This window comes from Promicromonospora sukumoe, assembly GCF_014137995.1.
Taxonomy (GTDB): Bacteria; Actinomycetota; Actinomycetes; order Actinomycetales; family Cellulomonadaceae; genus Promicromonospora; species Promicromonospora sukumoe.
Map to the genome: position 1 here is coordinate 647,218 of NZ_JACGWV010000003.1, position 20,569 is coordinate 667,786.

18 protein-coding genes and 1 tRNA gene are annotated in these 20,569 nt (G+C 73.0%); 13 read left to right on the forward strand and 6 right to left on the reverse strand.

Translation table 11 applies throughout. The features are described from left to right. Nucleotides 1–60: 60 nt before the first annotated feature. Entirely contained in the window at nucleotides 61–1,134 is a 1,074-nt protein-coding gene (locus FHX71_RS26895) for an adenosine deaminase (protein WP_182620539.1), read from the reverse strand. A 183-nt stretch (nucleotides 1,135–1,317) separates the two neighbouring features. Between FHX71_RS26895 and FHX71_RS26900 the strand changes: the two genes are divergently transcribed. Further along, entirely contained in the window at nucleotides 1,318–3,348 is a 2,031-nt protein-coding gene (locus FHX71_RS26900) for a protein kinase domain-containing protein (protein ID WP_182620540.1), read from the forward strand. A 62-nt stretch (nucleotides 3,349–3,410) separates the two neighbouring features. Here FHX71_RS26900 and FHX71_RS26905 read toward each other — a convergent pair whose 3' ends face one another. Genes FHX71_RS26905 through FHX71_RS26925 form a run of 5 tightly spaced genes read right to left on the reverse strand, consistent with a single transcriptional unit; the run spans nucleotide 3,411 to nucleotide 7,442 of the window. Further along, nucleotides 3,411–3,707, reverse strand: a complete 297-nt coding sequence (locus FHX71_RS26905) for a hypothetical protein (protein ID WP_182620541.1) — start codon at nucleotides 3,705–3,707, stop codon at nucleotides 3,411–3,413. A gap of 43 nt (nucleotides 3,708–3,750) precedes the next feature. Continuing rightward, entirely contained in the window at nucleotides 3,751–4,362 is a 612-nt protein-coding gene (locus tag FHX71_RS26910) for a response regulator (RefSeq protein WP_182620542.1), read from the reverse strand. After that, a complete protein-coding gene (locus FHX71_RS29885; RefSeq protein ID WP_182620543.1) occupies nucleotides 4,359–5,663 on the reverse strand; it encodes a sensor histidine kinase in 1,305 nt (434 codons plus the stop codon). Before FHX71_RS29885 ends, FHX71_RS26910 begins: the two co-directional genes overlap by 4 nt. Continuing rightward, nucleotides 5,653–6,522, reverse strand: a complete 870-nt coding sequence (locus FHX71_RS26920; protein ID WP_182620544.1) for an ABC transporter permease — start codon at nucleotides 6,520–6,522, stop codon at nucleotides 5,653–5,655. Before FHX71_RS26920 ends, FHX71_RS29885 begins: the two co-directional genes overlap by 11 nt. Then, nucleotides 6,522–7,442 (reverse strand): ABC transporter ATP-binding protein, encoded by a 921-nt coding sequence (locus FHX71_RS26925; protein WP_182620545.1) that lies wholly within the window; start codon nucleotides 7,440–7,442, stop codon nucleotides 6,522–6,524. The genes FHX71_RS26920 and FHX71_RS26925 overlap by 1 nt, the downstream gene beginning before the upstream one ends. 228 nt (nucleotides 7,443–7,670) lie before the next feature. Between FHX71_RS26925 and FHX71_RS26930 the strand changes: the two genes are divergently transcribed. The 12 genes from FHX71_RS26930 to rplL all read left to right on the forward strand — a co-directional run bounded on the left by FHX71_RS26930 (nucleotide 7,671) and on the right by rplL (nucleotide 20,173). Next, nucleotides 7,671–7,746 (forward strand) — tRNA-Trp (locus tag FHX71_RS26930). A gap of 101 nt (nucleotides 7,747–7,847) precedes the next feature. Next, nucleotides 7,848–8,093: a preprotein translocase subunit SecE gene (gene secE / locus FHX71_RS26935; protein ID WP_182620546.1), complete on the forward strand. Its 246-nt coding sequence runs from the start codon at nucleotides 7,848–7,850 to the stop codon at nucleotides 8,091–8,093. Nucleotides 8,094–8,341: 248 nt separating this feature from the next. Continuing rightward, a complete protein-coding gene (gene nusG, locus FHX71_RS26940) occupies nucleotides 8,342–9,157 on the forward strand; it encodes a transcription termination/antitermination protein NusG (protein ID WP_182620547.1) in 816 nt (271 codons plus the stop codon). 74 nt (nucleotides 9,158–9,231) lie between these two features. Continuing rightward, on the forward strand, nucleotides 9,232–9,663 hold the full coding sequence (gene rplK / locus FHX71_RS26945) for a 50S ribosomal protein L11 (RefSeq protein ID WP_020016098.1): 432 nt from the start codon (nucleotides 9,232–9,234) through the stop codon (nucleotides 9,661–9,663). 85 nt (nucleotides 9,664–9,748) lie between these two features. Continuing rightward, the gene (gene rplA / locus FHX71_RS26950; protein WP_182620548.1) at nucleotides 9,749–10,465 is read left to right on the forward strand and encodes a 50S ribosomal protein L1; all 717 of its coding nucleotides are present in this window, start codon (nucleotides 9,749–9,751) and stop codon (nucleotides 10,463–10,465) included. A gap of 274 nt (nucleotides 10,466–10,739) precedes the next feature. Continuing rightward, nucleotides 10,740–11,372 carry an RNA polymerase sigma factor gene (locus tag FHX71_RS26955; protein ID WP_182620549.1) on the forward strand — a complete coding sequence of 211 codons (633 nt, stop codon included), beginning with the start codon at nucleotides 10,740–10,742 and terminating at the stop codon, nucleotides 11,370–11,372. Further along, nucleotides 11,363–11,923, forward strand: coding sequence for a hypothetical protein (locus tag FHX71_RS26960; protein ID WP_182620550.1), 561 nt, complete (start codon nucleotides 11,363–11,365; stop codon nucleotides 11,921–11,923). The genes FHX71_RS26955 and FHX71_RS26960 overlap by 10 nt, the downstream gene beginning before the upstream one ends. A gap of 101 nt (nucleotides 11,924–12,024) precedes the next feature. After that, on the forward strand, nucleotides 12,025–13,488 hold the full coding sequence (locus FHX71_RS26965) for a S8 family peptidase (RefSeq protein ID WP_182620551.1): 1,464 nt from the start codon (nucleotides 12,025–12,027) through the stop codon (nucleotides 13,486–13,488). Between the two features lie 16 nt (nucleotides 13,489–13,504). Continuing rightward, nucleotides 13,505–16,114 (forward strand): CHAT domain-containing protein, encoded by a 2,610-nt coding sequence (locus tag FHX71_RS26970; protein WP_312877236.1) that lies wholly within the window; start codon nucleotides 13,505–13,507, stop codon nucleotides 16,112–16,114. 131 nt (nucleotides 16,115–16,245) lie between these two features. After that, nucleotides 16,246–18,843, forward strand: coding sequence for a CHAT domain-containing protein (locus tag FHX71_RS26975; RefSeq protein WP_182620553.1), 2,598 nt, complete (start codon nucleotides 16,246–16,248; stop codon nucleotides 18,841–18,843). A gap of 328 nt (nucleotides 18,844–19,171) precedes the next feature. Beyond that, nucleotides 19,172–19,702: a 50S ribosomal protein L10 gene (gene rplJ, locus FHX71_RS26980; RefSeq protein WP_121385091.1), complete on the forward strand. Its 531-nt coding sequence runs from the start codon at nucleotides 19,172–19,174 to the stop codon at nucleotides 19,700–19,702. An 84-nt stretch (nucleotides 19,703–19,786) separates the two neighbouring features. Then, a complete protein-coding gene (rplL, locus tag FHX71_RS26985; RefSeq protein ID WP_182620554.1) occupies nucleotides 19,787–20,173 on the forward strand; it encodes a 50S ribosomal protein L7/L12 in 387 nt (128 codons plus the stop codon). Nucleotides 20,174–20,569: the final 396 nt, after the last annotated feature.

Below are 20,569 nucleotides of genomic sequence, written 5' to 3' on the forward strand. Positions count from 1 at the left end.
TGAGTGTCCTGTATCTGTAACCGACGCGCGGCAGACCAGGATGGTTGGGTCGGGCGATCGTCACCCAATCGTGACAGTACCGCCAGCGGAGAGCGCACCGAACGCGTCGGCGGGGTCGGGAGCGGCCAGCCACGCGTCGACGTCGGCCAGCAGGCGGGCCTTCGTGGACGACGACGCCCGGCTCGCCCGGATCGACGACGCCGCCAGCCGCGAGAGCTCGGCGTCCGTGAACCCGTGCGCCGTCCGCGCGATCTCGTACTGGTCCACGAGCCGCGTCCCGAACAGCAGCGGGTCGTCGGCGCCGAGCGCGATCTCGGCGCCCGCGTCCACGAGGGTGCGCAGCGGCACCTCGCTCGCCTCGCCGTACACGCCCAGACCGATGTTCGAGCCCGGGTTCACCTCCAGCGCCACGCCGCGGTCGACGATCTCCCGCAGCAGGCGCTCGTCCTCGGCCGCCCGGACACCGTGCCCGATCCGGTCCGGCACCAGCTCGCGCATGACCTCGCTGATGTGGTCGGGGCCCAGCAGCTCGCCGCCGTGCGGCACCGCGGCGAGCCCGGCCCGGCGCGCGATGTCGAACGCGGGCCCGAACTGGGACGTGTCCCCGCGGCGCTCGTCGTTCGACAGCCCGAAGCCCACGACCTCCCCGACGCCGTCGCCCGCGTACCGGGCGGCGAGCCGGGCGAGCGTGCGCGCGTCGAGCGGGTGCTTCATGCGGGACGCAGCGATGATCACGCCCACCTCGATCCCGTGCTCCGCGCTCGCGGCCCGGGCGGCGTCGATGACGATCTCGACGGCCGGCGTGATGCCGCCGACGAACGGCGCGTACGAGGTGGGGTCCACCTGGATCTCCAGGCGGCCGGAACCCTCGGCGGCGTCGTCGGCCGCCGCCTCGTGGACCAGGCGGCGCATGTCCGCCTCGGACCGCACGCAGGCCCGGGCGGCGTCGTACAGGCGTTGGAAGCGGAACCACCCGCGCTCGGTGGGCGGTAGCCGCAGCGGGTCGTTGTCGATGAGCGCCTCCGGGAGCCGGACGCCGTACGCGGCTGCCATGTCGACGAGCGTCGGCACCCGCATGGATCCGGTGAAGTGCAGGTGGAGGTGCGCCTTGGGGAGAAGTGCGAGGTCGCGCATCTGCGTAGTGTGGCAAAGCAGTGGTCCGGTGGCAGCCGCGATCGTGATACTCCGCACTACTCACACATCCCGCCGTTCATCTTTGGTGTGCGCGCGCTCCGCTACGTATCCTGAGAAGAACATGCCCCAGATAGCCGAAATGACTGATTTGCTCGATGCGCAACCATGGACACCGGTGAACCAGTGAACGAGAACAACACCACGGGCGAGGCCGACGCAGCTGGCGCAGCTGATGCATCCGACCTCCCGGTGCACGTCGTCCTCGGCGGCAGGTACGAGCTCGTCGACGTGCTCGGCACTGGGGCAACGTTCACGGTCTACGACGCGCAGCGGATCGCGGTCCCGGAGCCCGAGCCGGGCGACGAGGACGCTTCGGGCGTCGAGGCCGCGGCTGAGGGCGATGCCGAGGGCGAGGGCGGTACGACGGCGGACGCCGCGGCCGACGGCGCCGAGCCCGGCGAGGGCGCGGAGTCGGACGCGGACGGCGACGAGGCGAAGTCTGACGCTCAGGCCGAGGGCGCGAAGGCCGGCGACGCGGAGACTGACGGCGCGGAGAGCGACGGCGACGCCAAGGCTGACGGCGCCGAGCCGGGCGACGGCGACGGCGAGGCGGTCGCGGACGGCGACGCCGAGGCTGCTGCTGACGACGCGTCCGAGGCCGCGGCCGACATCGACCCCGACGCGACGGCGGAGATCGCCGAGCCCGCGGAGCCCGAGGCCGACCCCTTCGACGGGCCCCTCGTGGTCAAGGTGCTGCACCCGCACCTGGTGGACGACCAGAACGCGCGGGCCTCGCTCCAGCGCGAGGTGGACGCGTCGGAGCTCGTGACGCACCCGGGCGTCGTGAAGGTGCTCGACTCCGGCGAGGAGGACGTCGCGGGCGCGAGCGTGCCCTGGACGGTCATGAACCGCGTGCCGGGCGTCTCCCTGTCCGACTACGCAGGTGACAGCGGGCTGCCCTGGCGGGACGCGCTCGCGATCATCGACGGCCTGCTGGAGGGGCTCGCGGCCGTGCACGCGGCCGGTCTGGTGCACCGCGACATCGCGCCGCGCAACGTCATGGTCGACCGGCGCCCGGACGGCACGTTCGCCGTCGGCCTGCTGGACCTCGGGCTCACGCGGCCTGCCGGCGGCGAGGGCGACGGCGCCACTGTGGCCGGCTCGGTCATCGGCATGTCGCCGGAGCAGGCCCGGGGCAAGCCGCTCGACGCGCGCAGCGACATCTACGCCGTCGGCGCACTCGCCTACTACACGCTGACCGGGCACGCCCCGTTCGAGCGGGCGCAGGCCGAGGACGTGCTCCGGGCGCACGTGAACGCCCCGGTGCCCGCGGCCTCCGCCCGGCGCGCGTCCGTGCCGGCGTCCGTGGACCGCCTCGTGTCCCGGGCCATGGCCAAGGACCCGAACCGCCGGTTCCCGACGGCCGAGTCGATGCGCGAGACCGTCACCGTCCTGCTCGGCGGCCCCGCGGGGCGCCCCGGGACCAGCGGCGAGACCATGCAGCTCGGCGTGGGCGCGGGCGGCACCGAGGTGATCGACCCGGTCACCGGTGCTGCCGGCTCCGGCACGATGGTCCTCGGCCAGGCGTCCGACCCCGGCGACCGCACCACGATGGTCGGCGCGGTGGGTGCCGCAGGTGCCGCCGCGGCGGTCGGCGCCGGCGCGCTCGGCGCGGAGACGGCCGCGGCCTCCGTGCCGCCCCAGGTGCCGCCGCCGGTCGAGCCGCCGGAGGAGAAGCGCAGCTTCTGGCAGAAGATGACGACCGGCCGCGGCCGCGTGGTCACGATCGTGGTGTTCGCGCTGCTCGTGTTCGGCGGTGCGGGCCTGGTGATCGCCAACCTGATGGGTGACAACGGGCCGCAGGGCGTCACGCCGAGCGAGAGCCCGTCCACGAAGGAGCCGACGCGCAAGCCGTCGCAGTCGCCGACGCCGAGCGAGACCGACACGGTGGCGCCGCCGCCGGAGTTCACGCCGTCGCCGACGCCGTCGCCGACGCCCACCCCCACGCCGACTCCGACGCCCACGCCGACGCCGACCCCCACCCCGACGCCGAAGCCCACGCCGTCGGACGAGCCGACGGACGAGCCCACCGACGAGCCGACGGACGAGCCGACCGACGAGCCGACGGGCGAGCCGACGCCTCCCGTCGAGCCGTCGGGCAACCCGACGGGTCAGGCGGAGGGCGGCACCTTGCTTCCCGCGGGTAGCCGCTGACGACGTGACGGCGGCGCCACGGCACGAGGCCGTGGCGCCGCCGTCTGCTCACAGCAGAGCGGTCACAGTTCCTTGAGGCGCTCCTTCAGGGCCATCGCCGCGCGGGCCCGGAGCATCGGCCCCTCGGCCTCCTCGTCCGACGCCGCCTCCGCGACCGTCGCCATGTGGGCCGCGAACCGCTCGTCCGCGGCCGCCAGGGTGGCCTCCGGCGCCGACCGGTAGGCCTCGGTGACGTCGTCCAGCGCGCCGTCGTGGAAGGTCACGCCCATGGTGTCGATCGGCAGCACCATGTCGTAGATCGCCGAGGCGACCGCCGCCTCGACGCGTGCCGTGATGTCGAGTTCGTCGGAGTTGTTCATGCGGGCAACCTACCGGCCGGCACCGGGCGGCGTCCCCGAAAAGTCAGGTGATCCAGCCGCGCTCCCGCGCCACCGTGACCGCCGCCGTCCGGTCCGCGACGCCGAGCTTGGCGAACGCCCGCAGCAGGTGCGTCTTGACCGTCGCCTCGGTGATGGACAGCTCGCGCCCGACCTCCGCGTTCGACCGGCCTCGCGCCACGAGCGCCAGGACCTCGGCCTCCCGCGCGGAGGGCCGCTCCGCGGCCGTGCGGACCGAGCTGACCAGGCGCGTCGCCACGCTCGGCGCCAGCACGGTCTCGCCCCGGGCCGCGGCCCGCACGCCCGCGACGAGCACGGCGCGGGGCGTGTCCTTGAGCAGGTAGCCCGTGGCCCCGGCCTCGACGGCCCGCAGGATGTCGGCGTCGGTGTCGTAGGTCGTCAGGACCACCACCCGCGGACCCGTGCCGACGATCCCGGCGGTCGCCGCGACGCCGTCGAGCACGGGCATCCGCAGGTCCATGAGCACGACGTCGGGCCCGAGCTCCGCGGCCAGCGCCACCGCCTCCTGCCCGTCGGCGGCCTCGCCCACGACCTCGAGGTCGTCCTCGACCGCGAGCATGCCCGCCAGCCCCGACCGCACCACCGGATGGTCGTCCACCACCAGCACCCGGATCATCCCGCCACCCCCTGTGTCTCGTCCTCGACCGGCACCCGGGCCCGCAACCTCGTGCCGGTCCCGACCCCGGACTCCACCGACAGCGTGCCACCGACCGACCGCACCCGGTCGCGCATGCCCGCCAGCCCGAACCCGTCGTCGACGTCCGGGCCGAAGCCCTGCCCGTCGTCGGCGACGGTGAGCGTCACCGCCCCGTCGGCCTGAGCCAGGCGCACGACGACGGTCATCGCCCGCGCGTGCCGCCGGACGTTCGTCAGCGCCTCCTGGGCCGCCCGCAGCAGCACGACCTCCGTGGCCGGCGGGAGCGGCCCGACGCCGTCGGCCTCGAAGCTCACCACCTGCTCCGTCTCCAGGGCGAACCGCTCCGTGAGGCGTCGCAGCGCCTGCGGCAGCGAGGCATCCTGCAGCGCCACAGGGGCGAAGGCCGCGACCAGCGCCCGGGCCTCGGCCAGGTTGTCGCGGGCCGTGTCCTCGACGAGGCGCAGCCGCTCGCGCACGGCGGCGTCGTGCCCGAGGTCGAGGGCGGCCGTCGCGGCCTGCGCCTGCATGACCACGCTCGTGAAGCCCTGGGCGAGGGTGTCGTGGATCTCCCGCGCGAGCCGCTCCCGCTCGGCCACGACGCCTGCCTCGTGGTTGGTCCGCGCCAGCTCCGCCTGGGCGGCCCGCAGCTCGTCGAGCAGGCGGGCGTGCTCCTCGGCGCGCCGCATCGCCAGGTGGAACCAGAGCCCGAGCGCGACCGCGAACAGGAGCGTCACGAGCATCTGCGGCACCACGCTCAGCACGACGCCCGCGTCGAAGCCGTACGCGGCCACGATGCCGATGGTGACGGACACGGTGAGCGCGACGCAGCCGACCACCCCCTGCCGGATCGACTCCAGCAGCATCCACACCTGGGCGAACGCGATGAACATCAGGAACGTCGCGATGCCGGCCTGCGACACCGCCACACCCGTGCCGAGCACCAGGACCACCAGGTAGGCGACGGCGAGCCGCCGCTCCCTGGTCCGCGCCGCCCGCGCACCCCACAGCACGTACGCCACCACGATCGCCGCCAGCGCACCGAGCGCGACCAGGAGCGGCACGCCGCGCGTGCCCTCCACCACCAGGGCGGCGGCGGTCAGCGCGACGATCACGCCGAACGCCGCGTCCCACCACCGCACCTGCTGCTCCCACACGTCGTTCAGGACGACGGCACGCGCGTCGTCGGCGGGCGGGCCGCCCGCCGTCCCGGCAACAGTCGCGCCTGTCGTCCCGCCCGTCGTCCCGTCCGTCGTCCCGTCAACCGTCCCGTCAGCCGTCATCGTGCCGCCGCCACCGGAACGTCCGGGTGCCGACCACAAGCGCAACCACCAGCCATGCCGCCAGTACAGCAGCCGTCGCACCGTGCTGCCAGGACCCGGCCGGCTCCGCCGTCGCGAACGCCTCCGGCAGGAACACGGACCGCATGCCCTGCGCGATCCACTTCAGCGGGAAGATCGAGGACAGGTCGAGCATCCAGCCCGGCAGCTGGGTCACCGGGAAGAACACCCCGGACGTGAACTGCAGCACCAGGAGCGGCGTGACCACGACGGCGCTCGCGGACCGCCCCGAACGCGGCACCGACGAGTAGGCGACGCCGCACACCGCGCCGGCCGCCGTCCCGAGCACGAACACCCAGGCGAACGTGATCCAGCGGCCCGCGTCGTCGGGCAGGGGGACGTCGAACGCGAGCGCGGCCACCGCGAGCAGCAGGGCGGTCTGCGCGAGCACCGTGACCAGCGACAGGAAGATCTTGCCCAGGAAGTACGACGTCGCGGGCAGGGGAGTGGCCCGCAGCCGCTTGAGCGTCCCGTCGTCCCGCTCCACGGCGATCGACATGGCGAGCGTCTGGTAGGTCGAGAGCATGACGCCGGTCGCCACCATCCCCGGCAGGAAGTACTGCGCGAAGCTGACGCTGACGCCCTCCGAGACCGCCGGGTCGTCGTCCCCGAAGACGGTCGAGAAGATCGCCAGCATGATGATCGGGTAGGCGAAGCCGAAGACCATCGAGTCGCGCTCGCGGACGAACTGCAGCAGCTCGACGCCGCCGCGCACCAGGCCGAGCCTGATCGTGCCGGGCAGCTTCCGAGCGACGCTCGTCGCCGTACGGCTCGTCGTGGTCGTCGCGGCAGTCGTGCTCATCACGCCGCCTCCTTGTCGTGGGTCGTGGCGGTGGCCGTGTCGTGGGCCGGGGTCTCGCCGATCAGGGACAGGTACACGTCCTCGAGCGTCGGGCGGGTCACGGACAGGCCCGGCACCTCGGCGTCCGGCCCGGCCGCGGCGATCAGCCGTGCGACGGCGGCGGTGGGCCGGTCGGTCCGCTCGGTGCGGCGTACCCCGCCGTCGTCCCACGCGACGACCGGGGTGCGGGCGGCGGGCCCGCCCAGGGACTCGGGGGTGCCCTCGGCCACCACCACGCCGTCCCGCACGACGAGGACGCGGTCCGCGAGCTGCGCGGCCTCGTCCAGGTAGTGGGTCGTCAGGAGGATCGTGGTCCCGTCGTCGCGCAGCCCGGTCACCAGGTCCCAGAAGGACCGGCGCGCCTCCGGGTCGAACCCGGTGGTGGGCTCGTCGAGGAAGAGCAGCTCGGGCCGGCCGACGATCCCGAGCGCCACGTCGAGCCGGCGCCGCTGGCCGCCGGACAGCCCGCGCGTCCGGGCCTTGCTTTTCTCCCCGAGCCCGACGGCGGCGATGACCTCCTCCGGGTCGCGCGAGCGGGGGTAGGCGGCGGCGGTCGAGCGCACCTTCTCGATGACCGTGAGCTCGCTCAGGTCCCGGGAGTCCTGCATGACCACGCCGATCCGGGCGCGCCACGCGCGGCCGGCCTCGCCGGGGTCCTCGCCGAGGACGGCGACGTCGCCGTCGTCCCGGGTGCGAAACCCCTCGAGGATCTCGACGGTGGTGGTCTTGCCGGCGCCGTTGGGGCCGAGCACCGCCACGATCTCGCCGTGGGCGACGTCGAGGTCCAGGCCTGCGACGGCGTCCTTGAACCCGGTACGGGGGTTGCCGTACCGCTTGCGGAGGCCGCGTACCCGCACGGCCGCTGAGCCGGATGTCTGCATGTATCGAGCATGCTCCGTGGGGGCCCCGCGGCGGGACGCCCGTTCGACTGCACCTGGTGTCCGTCGTCCGGTGGACAGGGCCGTCGCACGCCGTGCGACGGGTGGTCCGGAACGAGTTCGACCTACGGCGCCCGGTACCGTACAGTTGTGCCTCGGTGATCGATGCTCACCTGATGTGGCGTGCCTCTCCAGGGCCCGCGACATTGCACGACCAGGCATCGGACACAAAGGGTAGTGGCGCAATTGGTAGCGCAGCGGTCTCCAAAACCGCAGGTTGCAGGTTCGAGTCCTGTCTACCCTGCCAGCGTGAACCCCAGCGGGGCCGCGCGCAGCGGGCCCACGTGAGTGGACCTGGAACGGCAGTCCGCGCCGCCCGGCGCGCCGGGCCACAGGAGTGGGGTAGCAGTGAGCGACACCGAGGTGATCCAGAGCGCTGCGGAGCGTCCGAGCAAGGGCGGCGGCAACATCTTCGCCCGAATCGCGCTCTTCGTGCGCCAGGTGGTGGCCGAGCTCAAGAAGGTCGTCTCGCCGACGCGCTCCGAGCTCTTCACGTACACGACCGTCGTGCTCGTCTTCCTGGTCGTCGTCATGATCTTCGTGGTGATCCTGGACTACGCCTTCGGCATGCTCGCGGGCTGGGTCTTCGGCTGATCCTCCCTCGCGGAGACGGCGGCTGACACAGCCGTCGAGGGGCCCGGTCAAGCGGGTCCGCGCCGGTCCGGGTGCGCCGGACGAGCTCATGGGGCACGCTGCGCAGTACTTCGCTGTGATGGTTCTCGCCCGTCGCTGATTGTCCCTTCGCGGTACTTTCGCGCGACAATGGCCGGACACAGCTCGTAGAAGTACGCACACCCGTGCCGGGCGCAGCCCCGGCGCACGAAGAGAAAGCAGGTTCGTTCGTGTCCCAGGACTCTCTGGACCAGACGGAGAACGTCTCGCCGGCCGACGGCGACGAGACGGCTGTCGACGCGCCCCTGGACGCCGAGAACGCTGACGTGCCTGCGGACGCCGAGACCCCGGCCGAGACCGTCGACGACGAGGTCGAGGACGACGCCACCGACGAGCGCCCCGCTGACGCCGACGGCGACGTCATCGTGGACGAGGTCGAGGAGTTCAAGCGAACCCTCCGCGGCCAGTTCGGCGACTGGTACGTCATCCACTCGTACGCCGGTTACGAGAAGCGCGTGAAGACCAACCTCGAGAACCGCATCCAGAGCCTGAACATGGAGGACTACATCTTCCAGGTCGAGGTTCCGATGGAAGAGGTCGCCGAGATCAAGAACGCGCAGAAGAAGATCGTGAGCCGGGTCCGCATCCCGGGCTACGTCCTCGTGCGCATGGACCTGACCGACGAGTCGTGGGGCGCCGTGCGCCACACGCCCGGTGTCACGGGCTTCGTCGGGCACACGCACCAGCCGGTGCCGCTGAGCTTCGACGAGATCTACTCGATGCTCGCCCCGTCGATGCTGCCGCAGCCCGCCCAGGTGGGCCAGCAGACCGCCGGTGGCGGCACGATCACCTCCGGTGGCAAGGCTCCGGTCCACGTCGACTTCGAGGTGGGCGAGTCGGTGACCGTGACCGACGGTCCGTTCGACACGCTGCCCGCCTCGATCTCCGAGATCAACGTCGAGGCCCAGAAGCTCAAGGTCCTCGTCTCCATCTTCGGCCGGGAGACCCCGGTCGAGCTGGGGTTCAACCAGGTCGCCAAGATCTGATTCGTCCGTCCCCAGCACTTGCAACCGGGTCATCGCCCACGGCGTAGGCCCAGTCGACAGAAGGTAGTGAACGCATGCCCCCGAAGAAGAAGGTCTCCGGCCTCATCAAGCTGCAGATCCAGGCCGGCGCCGCGACGCCGGCTCCGCCGATCGGCCCTGCCCTGGGTCAGCACGGCGTGAACATCATGGAGTTCTGCAAGGCGTACAACGCCGCGACCGAGTCGCAGCGCGGCAACGTCATCCCGGTCGAGATCACCGTGTACGAGGACCGCTCGTTCACCTTCATCACCAAGACCCCGCCGGCCGCCGAGCTCATCAAGAAGGCCGCCGGTGTGGCCAAGGGCTCCGCGACGCCGCACACGGTCAAGGTCGCGTCGATCACCAAGGACCAGGTCCGCGAGATCGCCACGACCAAGCTGCCCGACCTCAACGCGAACGACCTCGACGCCGCGTCGCTGATCATCGCGGGCACCGCCCGCTCCATGGGCATCACCGTTTCCGAGTGATCCCACCCGGGGCACCCGCCCCGGACCGAAACACCACAGTGGCAGGGCCGACCGGGCCCGCTACGACCACACAAGGAGTGGAAACATGGCAAAGCGCAGCAAGGCGTACCTCGCCGCCGCCGAGAAGATCGACAGCGACACGCTGTACGCCCCGCTGGACGCGATCCGTCTGGCCAAGGAGACCGCCACGGTCAAGTACGACGCGACCGTCGAGGTCGCGTTCCGCCTGAGCGTGGACCCCCGCAAGGCCGACCAGATGGTCCGTGGCACGGTCAACCTGCCGAACGGCACCGGTAAGACCGCCAAGGTCATCGTGTTCGCCAACGCCGCCAAGGCGGAGGAGGCCCGTGCGGCCGGTGCCGACGAGGTCGGTGGCGACGAGCTCATCGAGAAGGTGGCCGCCGGCTACACCGACTTCGACGCGGCCGTGGCCACGCCGGACCTGATGGGCAAGGTCGGTCGTCTCGGTAAGGTGCTCGGTCCCCGTGGCCTCATGCCGAACCCGAAGACCGGCACCGTGACCATGGACGTCACCAAGGCCGTGTCCGACATCAAGGGCGGCAAGATCGAGTTCCGTGTCGACAAGCACGCGAACCTGCACTTCATCATCGGCAAGTCCTCCTTCACGGAGGCCCAGCTGCTGGAGAACTACGCCGCAGCGCTCGACGAGGTCCTGCGCCTCAAGCCGTCGTCGTCGAAGGGTCGCTACATCAGCAAGGCGACCATGACCACCACGATGGGCCCCGGCATCCCGCTGGACCAGAGCAAGACCACCAAGCTGCTGGAGGAGCTCCCGGCCTGAGCCGAGCCCTTCTGAGCGCAAGAAGACCCGCACCCCTCACGGGGTGCGGGTCTTTTTGAATTTTCATCAGAAAGATGTATCGAACCCGGTCCGGGCACCTCTTGTCTGATGGGCGGCAGGAAGCCGACGTGATGCGAGGAGAGGGGAGTGCCTGGTGGGCACCATTTTCGACCTCCCCCGATCCGCGAGCTCGGCCGTAGACTCGGTTGGTCCAAGTGCTCCACGTCCGGTTCGCGACGTGGAAACATCCGCCAGCAGAGAATCCCGTGGTGCAATGACAGGATCAAGGGAGGCCCTGCCCGACGTCGACGGCTCCGGTCTCACTCTCGGCGATCGTGCAGCGATCGCACTGACCGAGTACCGCGCGGGCAACCACCAGGCGCTCGGCGACCTGGTTCGCGAGGCGACGCCGCTGCTGTGGCACACGGTCCGCGCACAGGGGGTCGACCGCGACGCCGCGGACGACGTCGTGCAGAGCACCTGGGTCGCGCTGGTGCGCCACGCCGAGTCGATCGCCGAGCCGAAGGCCGTGCTGAAGTGGCTCCTGGTGACCGCGAAGCGCGCCGCCTGGGAGGCCGTGCGCAAGCACCGTGACGACGAGAAGCGCCGCACCGAGCTGCCGGACGACAGCCCCGAGCATCCGATGGCTCTCCCTGCGAACGATCCGCCGCCCGATGCCGAGGTCCTGCGCGACGAGCGCGACCGCATCCTGTGGACGTCGCTCCAGAAACTTCCCGGACGCTGCCAGGAGCTGCTGCGTCTTGTCTCGCTCGCCGACCGGCCGGACTACCGGTACATCTCGGCGGCGATCGGTATGCCGATGGGCTCCATCGGTTCGACCCGCGGCCGCTGCCTGGCGAAGCTGCGCACCCTCCTCGATGAGCAAGGGGACTTCTCGTGGACCTGACGCCGGAACCCAAGAAGAACGACGAGGTCGTGGGGCACCTCTCGTTCGACCCGAAGGGCGCGCTGGACGCCGAGGACGGGGCCGTGCTGACCCGCCTCGCCCGCGCCGTCGGGGCGGTGGACCCGGTGCCGGAAGGACTCGTCGAGCGGTCGTTGTTCGCGATCACGCTGGCGGGGCTCGAGGCCGAGCTGATGGAGGCCGTCTATCTCGACGCGCCGTTCGCGGGCGTCCGGGGGGCCGCCGCGGCGGCCCGGGCCGACGACACCGCGCCCGCCGAGGCGAAGACCATCACCTTCACGCACGACTCGCTGACCGTGATGATCACGCTGTCCCCGTCCAGCGGCGGACGGGTCCGCATCGACGGCTGGGCTGCCCCGGCGGCCGGCCTGGACGTGGAGCTGCACCGGCCCGGCGTCGACATGCTCACCACCGCGTCGGACGAGGACGGCCGGTTCGCCTTCGACGCCGTCGAGCGCGGCCGGGCGAGCCTGGTGGTCCGCAGGACCGACGGCGGCGGCGGTGCCGTCAGCACGCCCATCATCGAGCTGTGAACCGCTGAACCACCGCACCACCGAACTACCACTGTGTGTGATCTGGCCGAGGGGCGCGGCGGGATCTGTCGAGCAATCGTCGTCGATGGAGAGGTATTGCTGTGACTGAACCCATGCCCGAGGAGCTCCGCGTCCGGGACCACGCCGGAGGCTGGCGGCCCGTCCGAGAGCTCGATCCGGCCGAGGCCCGCTGCCGCCGTGACGTGCGGCTGGCGCCGACCCGATACGTAGCAGACCGCCTGATCGTGCGGGGCACGCCGGGGGAGGACGACGGCCTGCTGGAGCTGCTCCGGGAGCGCGCCGCCGACCGCGGTCTGTCGCTGGAGATGGAGGAGCTCACGCCGGCGCCCATGCGGTCGGACGTACCGCGCACGGGGGTCGCGCTGCACGTGGCCGCGGGCGGCACCGAGAACGCGGACGTGTGGGACCTGCTGGACGACGTCGCGTCCAGCGCGGGCGCGGACGACCGCAAGCGGATCGGTCTGGACCACGTGCTGCAGGGTCACCGCAACAAGCCGGGTGTCGGCATCCCGGGGGACCGGGAGCCGTCCCTGCACGTCGGACCGCAGCCCCGGCGCTCTCTCGGGGCGGGTCCCGTGCCGTGGCTGTCCGCCGACGGCGTGCAGCGGCCGGTCGTCGCCCTGGTCGACACGGGGATCGGCGCGCACCCCTGGTTCGACGGCTCGCACGTCGTGATCAGGGACGCCCAGGTCGACGGCGGCCCGATCGGCACCTTCACCGAGGAGGAGCCGGCGACGGGCCACGAGCCGGCCGCCGAGCTGGCCCCCTACCTGGGGCACGGCACGTTCATCGCGGGCCTGGTGCACCAGGTGTGCCCCGATGCCGCGATCCTGCCCGTCCGCGTCATGTACACCGACGGCGAGGTTCGCGAGTGGGACCTCGTCCGTTCGCTGGAGCGGCTCCTCGAGTACCACCTGCGTGGTGTGGCGGGCGTCCCGGGGCACACCCCCGTCGACATCGTGGTGCTGGCGCTCGGCTTCCAGCCGGAGCTCCTCGACGACGACTACGAGGGAGTGCTGCGCGGGTCCCTGCGCGACCTGCGCCGCGCCGGGGTGCTCGTCGTCGCGTCGGCGGGCAACGACGGCGGCGAGCAGCCGGTGTTCCCCGCCGCCTGGGCGCCGCACGTGCAACGGGTCAGCGGACGGGCGGAGCCGCTGGAGCCTTCAGACCTGCGCGCCGACTACACGCCGTTGCTGGTCGTCACGGCCGCGAACCCGAACGGTACGCTCGCCGACTTCGCCAACGACGGACCGTGGGTCACCAGCGTGCGGCCGGGGACCAAGGTGCACAGCACCATGCCGGTGACCGCCGACGGGGCGCTGGAGCCGCAGGAGGTGTCCGCGGGCGGCCGTGAGTCGGTCGACCCGGACGACTTCACCGGCGGGTTCGCGACGTGGAGCGGTACCTCGTTCTCGTCGCCCATCCTGGCGGGCGAGCTGGCCCAGCACCTGCTGGACGGCCGTGTCACGGAGAGTCCCGCGAATCGGGTTGCCGCGGCGTGGGAGGCTGCACACCAGGCGACGGGACTGCCGATCCCGCACTGACGACGATGGGATGAGCGTGGAGGCGACCGATCGCCGCGAACCGTGGGCGGGACTGTTCGAGCGGCTGGAGGTCGCTCGTGACCTGCACGCGCGAGCGAAGTGGTCGGCCGCGGAGTCGGACTTCCGCGTGCTACTGGCGGACCTGCAGGAGCATGACCCCGCCCAGCTCGACCCCCTGGGCAGGGCGCAGTGGGCCGAGCTCATGGTGCGAAGCTTCCTGGGGCTGTCGAACCCGGTCCACGCCTTGGCCGGGTCCCTCGGGGACGCGCTCGCGCTCTGCGACCGGGCGGCGGCGGTCGAGCGGAGGGTGCCGGACCCCTCGATGGCGAGCCTCGTGCTCGTCCAGCGAGGGGTCCTGCACTCGCGAGCCGGCCAGCCCAGGCAGGCGCTCTCGAACTTCACGCAGGCGCTTCGTGGTCCGGGCCTCGCGGCGCACCGGGACCTCGCCACGACCTTGCTGAACCGCGGGGCCGTCTACAGCGAGCTCGGCGACTTCGCCGAGGCTCTGAGCGACTACCGGGCGGCCCACGAGCACGCCGCTGCCCTGGGTCACGCCCAGTACATCGCGTTCGCGCTGCACAACATCGGGTACGCCCGGTACACCCTGGGCAACCTGCCCGGCGCCCTGGAGTCGATGGAGCGGGCCGTCGACGCCGCCCCCGACCAGGATGACGGCATCCCGGAGCTCGGCCGGGCCGAGGTGCTCTTCGAGAGCGGCCTTCTGGAGGACGCCGAACAACTTCTCGCCATTGCCGCGGAACGCCTCTCCCGCGCGGCGCTTCGGCTGGAGCACGCCGAGGCCGAGTGGTTCCGGGCCCGCGCACTGATGGGTCTGCGGCGCTTCGACGACGCGCGCACCCAGGCGGCCCAGGCGCGGCGGAGATTCGAGCGCGGCGGGCAGCGGTCCATGGCCGCGCTCGCCCAGGTCCTCGAGCTCGACTCCCTGCTCTCGGAGACGCTCCTGTCCACGGAGACCCCGTCCCGGGCGGTCGCCCGCCGTCGTGCGCGAGAGGGCAGGAGCGTCTCCGCGGTGGGCGACGCCGCCGGCCCCACGCTCGGCTACCACCCGGGACATGCGGCCCGGCTGGTCGCCGCGCGCTGGTCGGTCCTGGCGGGCGATCTCGACGAGGCACGAGACACCCTCGCCGCGCTGCCCCGGGGCATGGCCGGCGCACCGCTGACCATGCGAGTGCAGCACTACACGGTCCAGGCGGAGCTCGCCTTCGCGACCGACGACCGAGCCAAGGGCCTGCGCGCCGTGCGCGCGGGCCTGGGTCTGCTCGCCGACCACCGCAGCAGGCTCGGCTCCGTCGAGTCCGTCACGGCCGCCGCCGCGCACGGCGTCGACCTGACGCGGGTCGACGTCGAGGCGGCCGTCCGCACCGGCCGCCCCGCCGCGCTGTTCGACGCGCTGGAACGCGGTCGCGCCACGTTCGCGGGCACGGGCCGGGTCACCCCGCCCGACGACCCGGAGGCGGCGGCGCTGCTGACCGAGGCGCGCGGGCTCCTGGTCCGGGCCCGGGAACTCGGCGCGGCCGACGCCAAGGAGCGTGAACGGCTCACCCGCCGTGCGAGCCGCATCCAGGACGAGGTGCGCGAACGCTCCTGGCGGCACGCCGGCAACGCGGGCGCGGTGCAGCGCCCCGTCACGGTCCGCGAGCTGCGCGGCGTCCTCGCCCAGAGCCGCCGGGACGTCGTCGTGGCCAACTTCGTGGCCATGGACGGCGTGCTGCGCTGCGTCCGGGTCGACGCCGACGGCGTCACCACCGTGGACATCGGCTCGGCCGACGACGTGATCGAGCACGTCCGGCGCCTGAACGCCGACTTCACGATGGCCGCCAACGACCTCATCCCGGCGCCCCTGCGCGCCGCGGCGTCGGCCTCGCTGGCGCGCAACCTCAAGGCGCTCGACGCCGTCCTGCTCGCCCCGCTGCACGCCGACGGCGACCTCTACGTCGTCGCGCGCGAACCGCTGCTCAGCGTCCCCTGGGCGGCTCTCCCGTCCCGCGGCGGCCTGCGCACCTCCGTGAACTCGTACGTGGCCCGCGGTCGCACCCACGCGCGGCCCACGGGGCAGCGCCGGCTGCTCGCCGCGGCCGGACCGGGCGTCCGGCACGGCACCGACGAGGCGCACGCCGTCGGCCGGCAATGGCCCGGCGCGACAGTGCTGACCGGCAAGGACGCCGTCACCGAGGAGGTGCGCACGGCCCTCGCCACCCACGACGTCGTCCACCTCGCGACCCACGGCAGGCACGACGCCGACAACCCGCTGTTCGCGAGGATCGAGCTCGCCGACGGCCCCCTGTTCGCCCACGAGCTCGACGGCACCCCGCTGCCCGGTTCGGTCGTGGTCCTGTCGTCGTGCGAGGTCGGGGGCTCCTCCCAGGTGCTGGGCGGAGAGCTCCTGGGCCTGACGTCGGTCCTGCTGCGCCTGGGCGCCCGTGCCGTCATCGCCTCGGTCGCCAAGCTCTCCGACGAGCTCGCCGCCCGCGTCATGCCCCGCCTCCACGCGCACCTCCGCGAGACCGACGACCCCGAGGCGGCGCTCGCGGCCGCGCTCCGCGACGTCGCCGAGCCCGTCCCGCTGGTCTGCTTCAGCTCGGTCGAAGGGCTGACGGCGGGATGATCCCGGGCGCCGCGTCGCGCCCGAACCCCTGACCTGCGCCGTCGCGCCGGGCGATGACAGGGCGCCCCGCACCCCGCTATCGTGGCCCGCCCGGCGCCCCGTGGGGCCCGGTGAGGCGAGGGGGCGCGGGTATGTGGCCGGAACTGGAGGCGGAGCTGGCGGCTGCCCGGGAACTCAGCTCCCGGTCGCTGCCCGGTGACGCGCTGCTGCGGTTCCGGGACGTGCTCGACCGCCTCCGGGTCGTGGACCTCGCGGGTCTCGGCCCGGTGGACCGCGAACGCTGGGCCGAGGGCATGGTCCGCTCGCTGGCAGGGGAGGCCGTCGCCGTCCACGCGGTCGAGGACACGCTGGAGAAGCCGCTCGCCCTTCTCGGCGACGCCGACGCCCGCGCCGACGCGGCACCGCAGCGCGTCCGCAGGCGGCTCGCCGCCGTCGTCGACGGGCACAGGGGACTCCTGCTGCAACGCTCCGGGCGGCTCACCGACGCCGTGGCCGCCTTCGACCAGGTGCTCGCGGTCGTGGACCAGATCTCCCCGCGCGACCACGCGACGGCGCTGCTCAACCGAGGCGCTGCCGCCATCGAGCTCGGCCGGCTGGACGCGGCGCTCGCCGACTTCGACGCGTGCCACGAGGCCGCGGGACGGGCCGACCTGCCCGGCATCGCGTCCCTCGCGCTGCACAACACGGGTTTCGTGCGGTACGCGCTCGGCGACCTGCCCGGCGCGCTGCAGGCCATGGCCGCCGCCCGCGCCGTCGACCCGGAACGCGCCGACGGCGTGCTCGACATCGGCCGCGGCGCCGTCCTCTACGAGGCCGGGCTGCTGGAGGACGCCGAGCAGGTCCTGACCCAGGCGATCTCCCGCATGGTGGTCCCCGGCCGCGCCCACCACCGCGCGGAAGCCGAGTACTTCCGCGCGCGCTGCCTCATGGCCCTGCACCGCTGGGCCGAGGCGCAGGCGGCCGCCGCCTTCGCCCGGCGGTACTACGCCGGCGTCGGGCACCCGCAGCGCGCCGCCGTCGCGCGGGTCGCCGAGCTGGAGGCGATCCTCCTGCCGATCCGGCGCGGCGAGGCCCCCGTGCCCGACGACGCCCGGGAGCGCGCCGAGCAGGCCATCCAGGCCGCCGAGGCCGGCGACGAGGTGGACCCGCTGCTCGGGCAGTACCCCGGCCTGACCGCGCGGTTCGTCGCCGCGCACTGGTACCTCCTGGCCGACGACGTCGCCGCCGCCCGCGCCGTCCTCGACAGCCTTCCCGACGGCATGGCCGACGCGCCGCTGTCCACCCGCATCCAGCGGCAGACCGTCCTCGCGCAGCTCGCGTTCGCGTCGGGCGACCGCGCCGGGGGCGTCGACGCCGTGCGCACCGGCCTGGAGCTGCTCGCCGACCACCGCGTGGGCCTCGGCTCGGTCGAGTCCGTGACCGCCGCCGCGGCGCACGGTGTGGACCTGCAGCGCACCGACGTCGAGGCCGCGGTACGTACCGGCCGGCCCGACTGGCTGTTCGAGGCGCTCGAACGCGGCCGGGCCACGTTCGCCGGGATGGGCGGCGCCGTCGCCCCGGACGAGCCCGCCGTCGGCGCGCTCGTCACCGAGGCCCGCGGGCTCGTCGTCCGCGCCCGAACCCTCACCGACCGGGACAGCGCCGCCGAGCGCGCCCACCTGTTCGAGCGGTCACGCAGGCTGCTCGCCACGGCGCGCGAGCGCGCCTGGCACCGGACCGGCGCCGAGCAGGGCGCGGTCGAGGACCGCCCCGCCAGCGCGGACGAGGTCCGGGAGCTGCTCACCGCCCGCGACGACGGTGCCGTCGTCGCCAACTACCTGGTGCTCGACGGCGTCCTCCGCTGCGTCCGCGTGGACGCGCACGGAGCCCGCACCGTCGTCCTCGGCTCCCTCGCCGAGGTCACCGAACGGGCGCTGCGCGTCCGCGCCGACTTCGGGGCGTGCGCCAACGAGCACGTGCCCCCGGTCCTGCGCACCGCCGCCCGCCGCTCCCTGAGGCGCAACCTCGACGCGCTCGACCGGCTCCTCGCCGTGCCGCTGGCCGCGGACGGCCCGCTGTACGTCGTGGGTAGGGAGCCCGTCCTGAGCGTGCCGTGGACGGCGCTCCCGTCACGACGCGGCCGCCGCACCACCGTCCGGTCCTACATGGCGCGCGGCCGCGCGCACCCCCGCCCGGGCTGCCGGCACCGCCTCCTCGCCGCCTACGGCCCCGGCGTCACCCTCGGCGCGACCGAGGTCCAGGCCGTCGGCCAGGTGTGGCCGGGCGCCACCGTGCTCACCGGCGCGGCGGCCACCACGGCGGCCGTCCGGGCCGTGCTCACCACTCACGACATCGTGCACCTGGCGACCCACGGCCGGCACGACGCCGACAACCCGCTCTTCGCCTTCGTCGACCTTGCCGACGGCCCGCTCTACGCCCACGAGCTCGACGGCACCCGCCTGCCCGGATCGGTGCTCGTCCTCTCGGCGTGCGAGGTCGGCGGCTCCTCCCAGGTGGTCGGCGGCGAGGTGCTCGGCCTGTCGTCCGTGCTCCTGCGGCTCGGTGCCCGCGCCGTCGTCGCCGCCGTCGCACCCTTGTCCGACGCCGTCGCCGCCCGCGTCATGCCCCGGTTCCACGCCCACCTGCGCGCCACGGACGACCCGGAGGCGGCCCTCGCCGCGGCGCTCGCGGACGAGCCCGAGCCGGTGCCGCTGGTCTGCTTCGCGTCCCTGGAGGGGCTGGAGCGCTGAGGCCCGCGACCGGGTGCCCGGGTGGGGGAGGGCCCGTGTGGCACAGGCCACCGCCCGTTGCGCGTAGGCGCACACGGAACCATGTATAGTTCTCGGGTAACCCAAGACCGCCGGTCGTCCGACGCCGCCCGCTCGTTCCGAGCACAGGACGGAAGAAGACCGAAGTCCCGCTGAGAGCGGGGGCCTGCGCAGGTGACGAACTCGAGTGCGGCCCTGCCGCGCGAACCGAGCCCCGTGCACCTGCGCCGGGGCTCTTTTTCTCGTTCCGGGGCGACGCCCGGGGCCCAGTGCCCCAGGGGACGGTGGTACCACCACCGGAAGGATTGCCATGGCGAGGCCGGACAAGGCAGCCGCTGTCGCAGAGCTCGCGGACAAGTTCCGTGACTCCAACGCGGCCGTGCTGACCGAGTACCGCGGGCTCACCGTCGCGCAGCTCAAGGAGCTGCGTCGGTCGCTCAGCGGCAACGCAACCTACGCCGTGGTGAAGAACACGCTTACGGGGATCGCGGCCAAGGAGGCCGGTGTCGAGGGTCTCGACGCCGACCTGAAGGGCCCCTCCGCCATCGCATTCGTGACCGGGGACCCGGTCGAGGCTGCGAAGGGTCTGCGTGACTTCGCCAAGGCGAACCCTGCTCTGGTCATCAAGGGCGGCGTGCTGGACGGCGCCGCGATGTCCGCTGCAGAGATCACGAAGCTCGCGGACCTCGAGTCCCGCGAGGTTCTGCTGGCCAAGGTGGCCGGCGGTCTGAAGGCCACGCTGACGCGTGCTGCTTACGCCTTCACCGCCAAGCCCGCCCAGGTCGCCCGTGTCATCGATGCCCTGCGTCAGAAGCAGGAATCGGAGGGTGCTGCCGCCTGACCAGGTGGCAGTACCAGTTCACAACCCCCTGCTTCTCGCGGGTCCGCACCGGCCCGCGAAGCGCCAACTGAAAGGAACGCCATCATGGCGAAGCTCTCCACCGACGAGCTCCTGTCCGCCTTCGAGGAGCTCACGCTCATCGAGCTCTCCGACTTCGTGAAGGCCTTCGAGGAGAAGTTCGACGTCACCGCCGCTGCTCCGGTCGCCGCTGTTGCTGCCGGCCCCGCGGGTGGCGCGCCGGCCGAGGCCGCCGAGGAGAAGACCGAGTTCGACGTCATCCTCGAGGCTGCCGGCGACAAGAAGATCCAGGTCATCAAGGAGGTGCGCGCGCTCACGTCCCTCGGTCTCAAGGAGGCCAAGGACCTGGTCGACGGCGCGCCGAAGCCGGTTCTCGAGGGCGCCGACAAGGACGCCGCCGAGAAGGCGAAGGCCGCCCTGGAGGGCGCCGGCGCCACCGTCACCCTCAAGTGACCTCAGGCTCCACCGCCTTCGGGCTGGTGTGACGGTCGCCCGGGCTCGTCCCGGGCACCGTCCGCCGACTGCAGAGGCCCGCACCCCTCGGGGTGCGGGCCTCTCGCGTGCGCGGGTGGTCCGGCGAGGTCGGGCGGGAATATCACCCGCGGCCCACCCGTTGAACCCCCGCATGCCGGCTCGTCCGGCCGTCGCGCCGCGCCAGTGCGGATACGCAACGATTCGAGGTTTACCACGGTCTCAAGGTGCACGCCTTGGGGCGACTGGACATACTAGAACCAGATAGGTATGCTAGCGCTTTGCGCCCGCGTGTGCCCTCGACGCCTCCCCCTGCTTCCCGAAAGTCCTGGTCGCATCCCCTCTCAGGGGATGCCCACCGGTGACCGGTGAATCCGG